We start from the raw sequence: 13,516 nt of genomic DNA, 5'->3' as shown, positions 1-13,516 counted from the left end.
AGACCGGTCAAGCAAGTGATAGTGGAAGCAGTTTAGAGGAAGAGTCCGGGACCCGGGCGACTTCCTTCGGGGAATCTGACGCCCACTTTACCGATCTTGTTCCCGTCCATGACGGCCACGGTCCAAATGGTGTTGTTCCATTCCACCTGGTCACCCACCACCGGCGCGCCGCCAACCTTCTGGGCAATGAAGTGGCCCAGGGACATGTCCGGATCGATGCCTTCGACCTTCAGGCCGTACAAGGCCGCAACCGCGGCCAGTTGGGCGTCTCCTTCGAGTACGAAGTCGCCGAAGAAGCGCAGATCGAGGCCCCGTTGTGGCGCCTGGCTGAAGAGTTTTCCGAGGGCCGGCAGGTTGTGTTCATGGCCGATGACACACAGCAAATCATCGACTTCCAGCACCGTACTACCCGACGGATGGAGCAGTTGCTGGCCGCGAAACAGGGCGGCGATACGGGTGCCTTCGGGCATTTTCAGCTCGCGCAGGGGCGAACCGATGCACCATTTTTCCGCGCCGAGGCGATAGACGAACAGCTCCCACTCGCTGGTGACGTGCACTTCCAGGGCTGAGCGGGAGATGGGAGCAGGCTCCGGGGGCACCGTCACCTTCAGCAGTTTGGCGACCCACGGCAGGCTCGTGCCCTGAACCAGCAGCGACACCAGCACGATAAAAAACGCGAGGTTGAAGTACAGCTGGGCATTGGGCAGGCCGGCCATCAGCGGGAACACCGCGAGAATGATCGGGACCGCGCCGCGCAGGCCGACCCAGGAGATGAACGCCTTCTCGCGACCATGGAAGGCCTTGAACGGCAGCAGGCCAACCAGCACCGACAGTGGCCGGGCAAACAGAATCATCCACAGCGCCAAGGCCAGTGCCGGCAAGGCGATAGGCAACAGATCGTGAGGCGTCACCAGCAGCCCCAGCACCAGGAACATGCCGATCTGCGCCAGCCAGGCCATGCCGTCGAGCATGTGCAGGATGCCGTGGCGGCTGCGCACCGGCCGGTTGCCGATCACCAGGCCGCAGATGTACACCGCCAGGAAGCCGCTGCCGTGCAGGGCGTTGGTCAGGGCAAACACCACCAGGCCGCCGGCAATCACCAGGATCGGATACAGGCCGGTTGCCAGGTTGATGCGATTGACCAGTTGCAGCATGAGCCAGCCACCGCCCAGGCCAATGACGCCACCGATGCCGAATTCGCGCAGCAGGTGGGTCAGCAGGCTCCAGTGCAGGCCGGTCTGGCCGCTGGCGAGCATGTCGATCAGGGTGACGGTGAGGAACACCGCCATCGGGTCGTTGCTGCCGGATTCGATTTCAAGACTGGCGGTTACCCGTTCGTTCAGGCCCTTGCCACCCAATAGCGAGAACACCGCGGCGGCGTCGGTGGAGCCGACGATGGCGCCGATCAGCAGGCCCTGGATCAAGTTCAGGTTGAACAACCATGCGGCCGCCATGCCGGTCAGCCCGGTGGTAATCAGCACGCCGACCGTGGCCAGAGAGAGCGCCGGCCATAACGCCACGCGGAAACTCGACACTCGGGTGCGCAAGCCGCCGTCGAGCAGGATCACCGCCAGTGCGAGGTTGCCGACCAGATAAGCCGTGGGGTAGTTATCAAAAAGAATGCCGGCGCCATCGACACCGGCCGCCATGCCGACGGCCAGGATGATCACCAGAATCGGGATGCCGAGACGGGACGAAAGTGAGCTCACCAGAATGCTCGCACCTACCAGCAACGCACCGATCAAGAACAGGCTGTTGATGGTCGTCGCATTCAAAGGCAGTACTCCAGAAAGCTGAAAGGCGGGCGAAAACTGACCGTGCAGTCTGCGTGCCAGCGATTCTAACCTGTTGAAATGTGATGCTGTCAAAAAGGTTTTGTGTCATCGCAGAGCGCCGGACTGAGGTCTTGAGCGCGGCTTGTTTCCACCGGTTGCGCCTTGTGGCGACGAAGTGCAGGAACCAGATGGGCCAATCACAGTCTTTAAAACTCGCGAGGAAGGTTGCCCGTCAGCAAAATCAAGGCTTTGCGCCTGTATAACCCTGGCATCCAGGGTGACTTTTCTTTATCGTACGCGCCCTTTGAAAACGCCCGGAAAATCAAAATGTTGGAAGCATCCCTAAGCCAATTGGAACAACTGGTCAGCGACCTGGTACAACAGAACCAGAACCTGACCGCGGAACTGGCCCAGGCCAAAGATGAAAACGAAAGCCTGCAACTGAGCCTGATGGAACACGAAGAGAAGCAAGGCGCCACGGCGGCTCGCATCCAGGCCCTGGTTGAGCGCGTCAGCGCAGGCCCTGTCAGCGCATGAGTTACAACGCCGCAGGGGTAAAAGTCGTCTCGATCCTGGGGGAGGACTATTCGATCAAGGCACCGGCCGGGGAAGAGCAGACCCTGCTGGACGCCGCGTTGATGTTGAAGGCAGCCCTGGCCGAAACCAAGCGCAAGTACCCGACGCTGATCGGTGACCGACTGCTGGTGCTGGCGGCGATGAATCTGTGCTCCCAGCAGATTGAAATGCAGAAACAGCACAAGCTCGAACTCGACCGTTACCAAGAGCAAGTCAGCGCCACGGTTGAAGTGATTTCCAAGACGATCAATCAGGCCTGATCGGCTTTGCGCACAACCAAAGAATAGATTGTCGGTTGGTTTGTATACAATCGGCACGGCTGTTGCAGTGTTTCAGCCTCTTATTCTTTGGGGGTGCTCCATGCAGTTCTGGCGACGCAGTATTCAATGGCAGTTGATCCTGAGCATGGGCACCGCTCTGCTCGTCAGTATCCTGATCGTGGTTGGCATTTATACCCTGGTGGTCAACCGCCTCGCCCAGAGCTATCTGGTCGAGCAAGCCTTGCCGTCGAGCATCGAAGCGATGCGCAACGATATCGAGCGCATCCTCGTTCAACCCCTCACCGCCGCCAAGGACATCGCCAGCAACAGCATGGTGCGCGACTGGCTGGCCGGGGGTGAAGACAGTGCCCGGACCGGCACCTTTACTACCTATCTCGAAGGCATCCGCGCCGAGCACAAGGCCTTTACCGCGATTATCGTCGGCACGGCGTCCAACCATTACTTCACCGAAAAAGGCCTGGACCGGACCCTCAGTCGATCCAACCCGAAAGACGCCTGGTTCTACGCGTTCCTCGATAGCAACCAGCCGCGCACCCTCAATATCGACAACGACACGGCCACCGGAGAATTGGCGCTGTTCATCGACTTCAAGGTCGAGCAGGCCGGCAAAGTCGTAGGCGTTGCCGGGCTTGGGCTGAGCATGAAAGAGCTGTCTGAGCTGATCCACAATTTCAGCTTTGGGGAGCGCGGCAAGGTCTATCTCGTGCGTTCCGACGGTTTGATCCAGGTTCACCCCGAGGCGCAATTCAGCGGCAAGCGCACGCTGGCTGAGCAGATTGGCGAGTCAGCGGCGCAAGCCGTCATTGGTCAAAAAACTGCCACAAACAGCAGCTTTACCCGCGATGGCGAAGATTTCCTCGCCTTGAGCCTGCCATTGCGCGATCTCGGCTGGACCCTGGTGGCCGAAGTGCCACAGTCGCAGATCTACGCCGAAGCCCGCCGCGCCATGTGGATGAGCAGTGGCATTGGCCTGGCAGTGGCCCTGGTGTGTCTGCTGCTGGTGGTATTGCTGGCCCGTGGGCTGGTACGGCCGATTCGTCAGGTAACAGCGGCATTGGTAGCAATCGGTAGCGGCGGTGGAGATTTGACCCACCGGTTAGATTCCAGCCGCGCCGATGAGCTGGGTGATCTGGCCCGGGGGTTCAATCGCTTTCTCGACAGCCAGCGCGACATGATCGGTGAAGTGCTGACCACCAGCGAACGACTGCGCACTGCTGTCGGCCAGGTCGCACGGGTTGTGGATAACACCGCCGAACGCTCCGGTCGCCAACAGGAAATGACCGACATGGTCGCCACTGCAGTCCATGAAATGGGCCTGACCGTTCAGGAGATCGCCCAGAACGCCGGCAACGCGGCGGTCGCCTCGCAAACGGCTCGGGATGAGGCGATGCAGGCACGGGAAGTGGTGGGTGGATCGATTCGGCACATTGAAAGCATGTCCGACGAAATCGGTGTCGCCGCCAGCGCTGTGGGTGAATTGGCGCATCAGGTGGCTTCGATCGATCAGGTGTTGGCAGTGATTCGCGGGATTTCCGAGCAGACCAACCTGCTGGCGCTCAACGCCGCTATCGAAGCGGCGCGGGCTGGGGATATGGGGCGTGGGTTTGCCGTGGTCGCTGATGAAGTGCGGACCCTGGCGCGACGCACTCAAGCCTCCACCGATGAAATCCAGCAGATGATCGGCAGCCTCAAGCAGGGGGCGGAGAATGCGGTGTCGTCGATGCATTCCGGGCAAGCCGCGACCGGCACGGGTGTCGAGTCCAGCCAGCGTACCGGCGCTTCATTGACCGCGATTACCGGGCAAGTTGAGCGCATCAGCGACATGAACCATCAGGTGGCGACGGCGACGGAAGAGCAGTCGGCGGTGACCGAGGAAATCAACCGCAACGTGCAGGGGATTTCCGACCTGGCGCGGGCGACGGCCGGGGAGGTCAAGGCCTGTCGGGATGATTGTCAGACGTTGCAGCGGTTGGCGGATGATCTGGCGCGGCAGATGGGTGGGTTCAAGCTGAAGTGATGTGGCGTCAGTGCGGACGCCTTCGCGAGCAGGCTCGCTCCCACAGTAGTGCGTGTACGCATTCAAATGTGGGAGCGAGCCTGCTCGCGAATGGATTTCAGCTAATCCACAAAAACTGGATCAGAACCACTCATCCTGCATCCCCAGGCAAACATCATCCCGAGCCTCAAGAATCGCCAGTTCATGGTGGCACCCCGGTACTTCCCAGGTCAGGAAGTAGCGTGCCGCCTGCAGCTTGCCTTTATAGAAGCTCACATCCGCCGCATTACCCTTGGCCAACCCTTCCTCGGCACGGATCGCCTGTTCCAGCCAGCGCCAGCCAATCACCGTGTGACCAAATACCTTCAGGTACAACGCCGAGTTCGCCAGGCTGCTGTTGACCTTGCCCTGGGCCAGATCGGTCAGCAGGCCGATGGTCACGGTTTGCAGGCGCGCCACCAGTTTCTCCAGCGGCTCGCGCAGCGGCGTCAGCGAATCAAACGCCTGTGCTCGTTCGCCAGTGTCGGCGATCAGGCGGATCAGTTGCTTGAGTCCCGCACCGCCGTTCTGCGCCAGTTTGCGGCCCAGCAGGTCCAGCGATTGGATACCGTGGGTGCCTTCGTGGATCGGGTTCAGGCGGTTGTCGCGGTAGTACTGCTCTACCGGGTATTCGCGGGTGTAGCCGTGGCCGCCGAGGATCTGGATCGCCAGTTCGTTGGCCTTCAGGCAGAACTCCGACGGCCAGGATTTGACGATCGGCGTCAGCAAGTCCAGCAGTTCATGGGCCTGTTTGCGTTCGGCTTCGGTCGCAAGGGTGGTGGTGTCATCGAACAGCCGCGCCGCGTACAGGCCAAGGTCGAATGAGCCTTCGACGTAGGCCTTTTGTGTCAGGAGCATGCGTTTGACGTCGGCGTGCTGAATGATCGCCACCGGCGCGGTGTTCGGGTCCTTGCTGTCCGGTACGCGACCCTGTGGACGCTCGCGGGCGTAGTCCAACGAATACAGATAGCCGGCGTAACCGAGCATCACCGCCCCCATGCCGACGCCGATCCGCGCCTCGTTCATCATCTGGAACATGTAGCTCAAGCCCTGGTGCGGCTTGCCCACCAGATAGCCGACGCACTCGCCGTTATCGCCGAAATTAAGTGCTGTAGAGGTGGTGCCACGCCAGCCCATCTTGTGGAACAGCCCGGCCAGCAACACATCGTTGCGCTGGCCGAGGCTGCCATCGTCGTTGACCAGGAACTTGGGCACGATGAACAGCGAAATGCCCTTCACCCCGGCCGGCGCGTCCGGCAGCTTGGCCAGCACCATGTGTACGATGTTTTCCGACAACGGGTGATCGCCGCCGGAGATGAAGATCTTGTTGCCCTTGAGGCGATAAGTGCCGTCGGACGCAGGTTCTGCGCGGGTACGAATATCCGACAGCGACGAGCCCGCGTGGGGTTCGGTCAGGGCCATGGTGCCGAAGAAACGGCCGTCGATCATCGGTTGCAGGAAGCGGCGCTTCTGCTCTTCGGTGCCGAAGCTTTCGATCAGGTTCGCCGCGCCCATGGTCAGGAACGGGTATGACGTCGAAGCCGCGTTGGCCGATTGAAAGTGCGCGAAGCAGGCCTGGGACAGCAGCGTAGGAAGCTGCATGCCGCCAGCGTCGAAACTGCGCGCGGCGTTGAGGAAGCCGGCTTCGAGGAAGGCATCCACCGCCGGTTTCACTTCCGGAATCAGAATCGCCTGACCGTTCTCGTAGCGCGGTTCGTTCTCGTCGCCCTTGCGGTTGTGCGGAGCGAAGAATTTCTCGGCGATGCTGCGGGCGGTACCGATGGCCGCATCGAAGGTTTCGCGATTGTGCTCGGCAAAACGCTCACGCTGGGTCAGGCCCTCGGCATCAAGGACTTCATACAGCTCGAAAGCCAGATTGCGGGAACTGAGCAACGTCTCGGACATGGCGGCCTACCTTTTGTTGGAATGGGCCGAGTCTAGGCTTGTGAATTTATGCTGAATAGCATGATTGATGAGCGTGATAGTTGGGTAGAGAAGTGACCTAGCAGGCACCACAAAACAACTGTAGGAGTGAGCCTGCTCGCGATGACGGCGGCACATCCGAAACAGATGTGACCGACAGACCGCTATCGCGAGCAGGCTCACTCCTACAGGGATTTGATTGTCAGGCAGCCATTGCGGCTGCCCGGTTTATCGGTTTTAACCGATGGTCATCAAACTGGCATTACCACCCGCTGCAGCCGTGTTGACGCTCAGCGCACGCTCGATCACCAGGCGTTCCAGCGCAATGTTGGTTTCGCCTTGCGACAGGCCCTGCACACCGACGATGGCGCCGGCGCGCTTGGCAACCTGCTGGCACACCGCACGCAACTGGTCGGAGTGACCGTGATGCACAACCGCATCAAACACCACTTCGTCCTTGTTCCAGTCGGAAACCAGCTTGATGCGTGCCTGAATGTCCTTCGGCAGGCGTGCGAACAAGGCCTTGGTCATGTCAGCTTCCGGCCATACCGCCGAACCACCGACAGCCAATACCGCTGCCAATTGAGTCAGCAGATCGCCTTCGACTTCCGCCAGGCACAGCACGTGTTCACGCGGCAGGATCGCATAGCTGTTGCGCTCGCCGGTCGGGCCGGCCAGGAGACGGGTGATGCCGCTTTGCGATTGCGCGGCGAACTGCACGCACAGGGTGCTCAGGTCGGCGAACTTGTGGCTGTCGGCCCAGGCTTTCAGGGCGGTCAGCGGCTTGCTCATGGCGTCGCGCAGACGAACGTCCGGTGCCGCGGCAGCATCGCCACGAGCGAAGGACTGTTCGATCGCATCCGCAGGGCGGGTCGACAGCAGGCGGTACAGGTACAGCGGGCCGCCGGCTTTCGGGCCGGTACCCGACAGGCCTTCGCCGCCGAATGGCTGCACGCCTACTACTGCGCCAACGATGTTGCGGTTGACGTAGACGTTACCGGCATTGACGTTGTCGATCACCTTGGCGATGGTCTCGTCGATGCGGGTGTGCACGCCCAGGGTCAGGCCGTAGCCGGAAGCGTTGATCTGGCCGATCAGTTGATCGATGTCCTTGCGCTTGTAGCGAACAACGTGCAGCACCGGGCCGAAGATTTCTCGCTGCAACTCGTCGAAACTTTCCAGTTCGATCAGCGTTGGCATCACGAAGGTGCCGCGTTTGACTTCTTCAGCATCGGCGATGGCCACCTGGTACACGCTGCGACCTTTGTCACGCATGGCCTGGATGTGCTTCTCGATGCCAGCCTTGGCTTCGGCGTCGATCACTGGGCCGATGTCCACGGACAGACGCTCAGGGTTGCCCAGACGGCTTTCAGCCATCGCGCCCTTGAGCATTTCGATGACGCGGTCTGCGGAATCTTCCTGCAAGCACAGTACACGCAGAGCCGAGCAACGCTGACCGGCACTGTCGAAGGCCGAGGACACCACGTCGATCACGACTTGTTCGGTCAGTGCCGAAGAGTCGACGATCATTGCGTTCTGGCCACCGGTTTCGGCGATCAGCGGGATCGGACGGCCCTGGCTGTCCAGGCGACCGGCAATGTTGCGTTGCAGCAAGCGCGCGACTTCGGTGGAACCGGTGAACATCACGCCTTTAACGCGATCATCGCCGACCAGACCGGCCCCAACGGTTTCGCCACGGCCCGGCAGCAGTTGCAGCACGCCTTCCGGGATGCCGGCTTCGAGCATCAGGCGCACGGCCTGAGCAGCGACCAGCGGAGTCTGTTCGGCAGGTTTGGCCAAAACCGGGTTACCGGCGGCCAACGCAGCAGCCACTTGACCACTGAAGATCGCCAGCGGGAAGTTCCACGGGCTGATGCATACAACCGGACCCAATGGACGGTGAGCGTCGTTGGTGAAGTCGTTGCGTGCCTGTACCGCGTAATAACGCAGGAAGTCCACGGCTTCACGCACTTCGGCGATGGCATTGGCGAAGGTCTTGCCGGCTTCGCGGGCCAGCAGGCCCATCAGTGGCTGGATCTCGGCTTCCATCAGGTCGGCGGCGCGTTCCAGGATCGCGGCGCGCTCGGCGGGCGGAGTGGCCTGCCAGATCGGTGCAGCGTTGAGGGCGCACTGGATCGCGTTGTCGACGTCTTCGACGGTCGCTTCCTGCACATGACCGACCACGTCACGCAGATCGGACGGGTTCAGCACAGGGGCTGGAGTTTCGGTGCTGGAGGCGCAACCGAGCATCGGCGCCGCTTTCCAGTGGTTATGTGCAGTAGCGAGAAGCGCGCAGGACAGCGACGCCAAACGATGTTCGTTGGCCATGTCGATGCCGCTGGAGTTGGCGCGCTCGGAGCCATAGAGGTCGCGCGGCAGTGGAATGCGTGGGTGCGGCAGGCCGAAACCACCTTCCACAGTCGCCATCTGCTCGATGCTGGCTACCGGATCGGCCACCAGTTCCTGGATCGAAATCGACTGGTCGGCGATGCGGTTGACGAACGAGGTGTTCGCGCCGTTTTCCAGCAGGCGACGCACCAGGTAAGCCAGCAGGGTTTCGTGGGTGCCGACCGGAGCGTACACGCGGCACGGACGGTTCAGCTTGCCTTCGGAAACTTTGCCTACAACCTGTTCGTACAGTGGTTCACCCATGCCGTGCAGGCACTGGAACTCGTACTGGCCCGGGTAATAATTCTGACCGGCGATGTGATAAATGGCCGACAGGGTGTGGGCGTTGTGCGTGGCGAACTGCGGATAGATGACTTCCGGCACCGACAGCAGCTTGCGGGCGCAAGCGATGTAGGAAACGTCGGTGTACACCTTGCGGGTGTAGACCGGGTAGCCTTCCAGGCCTTCGACCTGGGCGCGCTTGATCTCGCTGTCCCAGTACGCGCCTTTCACCAGGCGGATCATCAGGCGATGACGGCTGCGGCGAGCCAGGTCGATCACGTAGTCGATCACGTACGGGCAACGCTTCTGGTAAGCCTGGATCACGAAGCCGATACCGTTCCAGCCAGTCAGTTGCGGCTCGAAGCACAGGCGCTCGAGCAGATCCAGCGACAGCTCGAGGCGGTCGGCTTCTTCGGCGTCGATGTTCAGGCCGATGTCGTATTGCTTGGCCAGCAGGGTCAGCGACAGCAGGCGCGGGTACAGCTCGTCCATCACGCGCTCGTACTGGGCGCGGCTGTAACGCGGGTGCAGGGCGGACAGCTTGATCGAGATGCCCGGGCCTTCATAAATCCCGCGACCGTGGGAGGCTTTGCCGATCGAGTGGATGGCTTGTTCGTACGAGGCCAGATACTTCTGGGCGTCGTGCTCGGTGAGCGCGGCTTCACCCAGCATGTCGTAGGAATAGCGGAAGCCCTTGGCTTCGAACTTGCTGGCGTTGGCCAGGGCTTCGGCGATGGTTTCGCCGGTCACGAACTGTTCGCCCATCAGGCGCATGGCCATGTCGACGCCCTTGCGGATCATCGGCTCGCCGCTCTTGCCGATGATGCGGCTCAGGGACGAAGTCAGGCCGGCTTCGTTGTGGGTCGACACCAGTTTGCCGGTCAGCAGCAAACCCCAGGTGGCGGCGTTGACGAACAGCGACGGGCTGTTGCCCAGGTGCGGCTGCCAGTTGCCGGTGCTGATCTTGTCGCGGATCAGGGCGTCGCGGGTGCCTTTGTCCGGGATGCGCAGCAGCGCTTCGGCCAGACACATCAGCGCCACGCCTTCCTGGGACGACAGGGAGAATTCCTGCAGCAGGCCCTGGACGATGCCGGCACGGCCGCCGGCGCTCTTCTGGTTGCGCAGTTTTTCAGCAATCGAGGCAGCGAGCTTGTTGGTGGCTTCGGCCATTGGTGCCGGCAGGCGTGCCTGCTCGATCAGCATCGGCACGACTTCTGGCTCGGGGCGACGGTAGGCGGCGGTGATCGAGGCGCGCAGTACCGATTGCGGCAGGATGCTTTCGGCGAATTCGAGGAAGCACTGATGGGCGTGATCCAGAGGCGCGTCGACGCTGTCGTCGGAATCCTTGGTCGAACCGTTCAGCTCGGACAGGGTTGCACCACCCTCGAGTTTTTCCAGGTAATTGAAGATTGCCTGCTTGATCAGCCAGTGCGGCGTGCGATCAATCGAGGTCGCGGCGGCCTTGAGGCGTTCGCGGGTCGGGTCGTCAAGTTTGACCCCAAGGGTGGTGGTAGCCATGTTTTTATCCTCATGTTTGCCACGACTGCGTGGCATCAGCTGGCGGCAAGATTAGCCGTGCGACTGTTGAGGTGCAACCGGGTGCAACCCTTTTTTTGTCGGAATATTACGCAGCTCGTCAGGAAATAAATTCCGGTACGCGAGTGCTGCCTCTGCTTGGTGCTTTTTAGGGTAGTTGGCTCTCGTTCTTGCTCCGAAAAGGAGCAAAAAACCGGGTTTGAAATTTATTTCCGACTGGGTGCAACTTATTCTCGAGAAACTGGTTGCACCTTATTTGCTTTGTTGAATAGCATTCGTGCCCAAGGTGCAACCCGGACAAAATCCGGGTACTCCGGCTGATGGCTTTCCTGGGGAAACATCAGTCATAAATGCGCGGGAACCCGGATCGTCTGTCAAACGTATGCGTTTGCGAGCGGTTCACCAGCCGCCGCTACATAAAAACAAAGCCAGGGCGTAACTTAATGAGCGTAAGCAATCCAACCCTGATCACGTTCGTGATCTACATCGCAGCAATGGTGCTGATCGGCTTGATGGCCTATCGCTCCACCAACAACCTTTCCGACTACATTCTGGGCGGCCGTAGCCTGGGCAGCGTCGTGACCGCACTGTCCGCCGGTGCCTCCGACATGAGCGGCTGGTTGTTGATGGGCTTGCCCGGCGCGATCTACATGTCCGGTCTGTCCGAAAGCTGGATCGCCATCGGCCTGATCATCGGCGCCTACCTGAATTGGCTGTTCGTCGCCGGCCGTCTGCGTGTGCAGACCGAGCACAACGGTGATGCACTGACCCTGCCGGACTACTTCGCCAGCCGTTTCGAAGACAAAAGCGGCCTGCTGCGGATCATCTCCGCGGTCGTGATCCTGGTGTTCTTCACCATCTACTGCGCTTCCGGCATCGTGGCCGGCGCCCGTCTGTTCGAAAGCACCTTCGGCATGTCCTACGAGACGGCGCTGTGGGCCGGTGCCGCGGCGACGATTGCCTACACCTTTATCGGCGGATTCCTGGCCGTGAGCTGGACCGATACCGTACAAGCCACCCTGATGATCTTCGCGTTGATCCTGACGCCGGTTATCGTGCTGCTGGCCACCGGCGGCGTCGACACCACTTTCCTGGCCATCGAAGCGCAAGATCCAAGCAACTTCGACATGCTCAAGGGCACCACTTTCATCGGCATCATCTCGCTGATGGGCTGGGGTCTGGGCTACTTCGGCCAGCCGCACATCCTGGCGCGTTTCATGGCTGCCGATTCGGTTAAGTCGATCGCCAAGGCCCGTCGTATCTCCATGACCTGGATGATCCTGTGCCTGGGCGGCACCGTGGCCGTCGGCTTCTTCGGTATCGCCTACTTCTCGGCGCACCCGGACATGGCTGGCGCAGTCTCCGAGAACCACGAGCGTGTGTTCATCGAACTGGCCAAGATCCTCTTCAACCCCTGGATCGCGGGTATCCTGCTGTCGGCCATCCTGGCTGCCGTCATGAGCACCCTGAGCTGCCAGTTGCTGGTGTGCTCGAGCGCCCTGACCGAAGACTTCTACAAGACCTTCCTGCGTAAATCCGCTTCCCAGGTCGAACTGGTCTGGGTCGGCCGTGCCATGGTGCTGTTGGTGGCCCTGGTTGCCATCGCTCTGGCGGCCAACCCGGAAAACCGTGTACTGGGTCTGGTGAGCTACGCCTGGGCCGGCTTCGGTGCCGCATTCGGTCCGGTCGTGCTGATCTCCGTGATCTGGAAAGACATGACCCGCAACGGCGCACTGGCCGGTATCCTGGTCGGCGCGATCACCGTGATCGTCTGGAAACACTTCGAACTGCTGGGCCTGTACGAAATCATCCCTGGTTTCATCTTCGCCAGCCTGGCGATCTACTTCGTCAGCAAAATGGGCACGCCGACTGCCGGCATGTTCCAGCGTTTTGCGGCTGCTGAGGCTGATTACCGTTTGAACAAGTGATGAGAGGTGGGTTGAACTCTACCCATCGCTGATAAAAGAACGGCTCGCAGCTTTATGCTGCGGGCCGTTTTTTTTGCTTCTCCAATATCCGTGATGCCCGTCATCATCTGCGAATTTTCCGGGCAGGGTCCTCGGACGTTTCCTTCAAAACGTAGCGGTTTTCATGAAGTGGTGCGATGCGAGTTCCGTCGATAGTCTTTTGCGGTCACTGACAATTCAGTGGTGGGGTGTAGGAACCTCTCAAGGCCGATGGGAAGCACTTAGCGTCAATACTTGGTTTGCGGTCGTTTACATGCGCCCGTAAGATCAGTTGCGGCAGCTATGCGCGGGCACGCTTCGGCGTGGTCGGGTTTTCCCAAAGGTCTCGATATTCCTACCCCGCGCTTAGCTGCCACCCTGGCCTGTAGGAAGGCTGATGGCAGCTCCGATTCATCTTTGGGAGCTACTAATGAAAACAATTCACCCTGACCCACCTTACAAAAAACCAATCCCCCATCCCGACAACCGCTTCATGGCATTGACCAGCAACTGCACCGACATGCCCACCCTGTTCGTCGACACCCACGCGCCACTCGACATCCTCACCGACGCCGCCAACTACAGAATCCGCGCAGTAACCCAAGTGCTTGAGAACCTGTCCATGCGCGGTTCGATCGAGTGCGAGTCGTTCATCCTCAGCGATTTCGCCTTGCTCTGTGCAATTACGTTACGCGATGGCTGTGATGTGCTGGATGTGGTTGGGCGGCGGTTGCGGGGGCGGCCTACAGCGGCGGCGTAGGCGTCACCACAAGA

The 13,516-nt window shown here is 60.7% G+C and carries 8 protein-coding genes and 1 pseudogene; 6 read left to right on the top strand and 3 right to left on the bottom strand.

From position 1 onward, the window contains the following. Positions 1–32 precede the first annotated feature (32 nt). Positions 33–1,775 (bottom strand): potassium/proton antiporter, encoded by a 1,743-nt coding sequence (locus tag BSF44_RS09145; protein WP_095943230.1) that lies wholly within the window; start codon positions 1,773–1,775, stop codon positions 33–35. A 327-nt stretch (positions 1,776–2,102) separates the two neighbouring features. Here BSF44_RS09145 and BSF44_RS09140 point away from each other — a divergent pair, with 327 nt between their 5' ends. From BSF44_RS09140 to BSF44_RS31070, 4 genes and pseudogenes are all read left to right on the top strand, one after another. After that, a complete protein-coding gene (locus BSF44_RS09140) occupies positions 2,103–2,312 on the top strand; it encodes a hypothetical protein (RefSeq protein ID WP_095943263.1) in 210 nt (69 codons plus the stop codon). Beyond that, positions 2,309–2,611, top strand: a complete 303-nt coding sequence (locus tag BSF44_RS09135; RefSeq protein WP_095943229.1) for a cell division protein ZapA — start codon at positions 2,309–2,311, stop codon at positions 2,609–2,611. The genes BSF44_RS09140 and BSF44_RS09135 overlap by 4 nt, the downstream gene beginning before the upstream one ends. A gap of 100 nt (positions 2,612–2,711) precedes the next feature. Further along, positions 2,712–3,785, top strand: a pseudogene (locus tag BSF44_RS31075) (cache domain-containing protein); the annotation flags it as partial. A gap of 18 nt (positions 3,786–3,803) precedes the next feature. Continuing rightward, positions 3,804–4,649, top strand: a complete 846-nt coding sequence (locus BSF44_RS31070) for a methyl-accepting chemotaxis protein (protein WP_371918239.1) — start codon at positions 3,804–3,806, stop codon at positions 4,647–4,649. Positions 4,650–4,769: 120 nt separating this feature from the next. Here the strand turns inward: BSF44_RS31070 and BSF44_RS09125 are convergent, their stop codons facing one another. Together BSF44_RS09125 and putA are read right to left on the bottom strand one after the other, a co-directional pair. Then, the gene (locus BSF44_RS09125) at positions 4,770–6,572 is read right to left on the bottom strand and encodes an acyl-CoA dehydrogenase (RefSeq protein ID WP_095943227.1); all 1,803 of its coding nucleotides are present in this window, start codon (positions 6,570–6,572) and stop codon (positions 4,770–4,772) included. A 255-nt stretch (positions 6,573–6,827) separates the two neighbouring features. After that, the gene (putA, locus tag BSF44_RS09120) at positions 6,828–10,778 is read right to left on the bottom strand and encodes a trifunctional transcriptional regulator/proline dehydrogenase/L-glutamate gamma-semialdehyde dehydrogenase (protein WP_095943226.1); all 3,951 of its coding nucleotides are present in this window, start codon (positions 10,776–10,778) and stop codon (positions 6,828–6,830) included. A gap of 461 nt (positions 10,779–11,239) precedes the next feature. On the opposite strand from putA, the gene putP reads away from it, so the two are divergent. Both putP and BSF44_RS09110 read left to right on the top strand, forming a co-directional pair. Further along, positions 11,240–12,724, top strand: a complete 1,485-nt coding sequence (putP, locus tag BSF44_RS09115; protein WP_095943225.1) for a sodium/proline symporter PutP — start codon at positions 11,240–11,242, stop codon at positions 12,722–12,724. 448 nt (positions 12,725–13,172) lie between these two features. Next, on the top strand, positions 13,173–13,502 hold the full coding sequence (locus BSF44_RS09110) for a hypothetical protein (protein WP_095943262.1): 330 nt from the start codon (positions 13,173–13,175) through the stop codon (positions 13,500–13,502). The last annotated feature ends 14 nt before the right edge of the window (positions 13,503–13,516 follow it).

The organism is Pseudomonas sp. ACN8, from assembly GCF_002303925.1.
Lineage (GTDB): Bacteria > Pseudomonadota > Gammaproteobacteria > Pseudomonadales > Pseudomonadaceae > Aquipseudomonas.
Note: the sequence above shows the minus strand (reverse complement) of the source record. Positions and strands in the feature narration are given on the sequence as shown.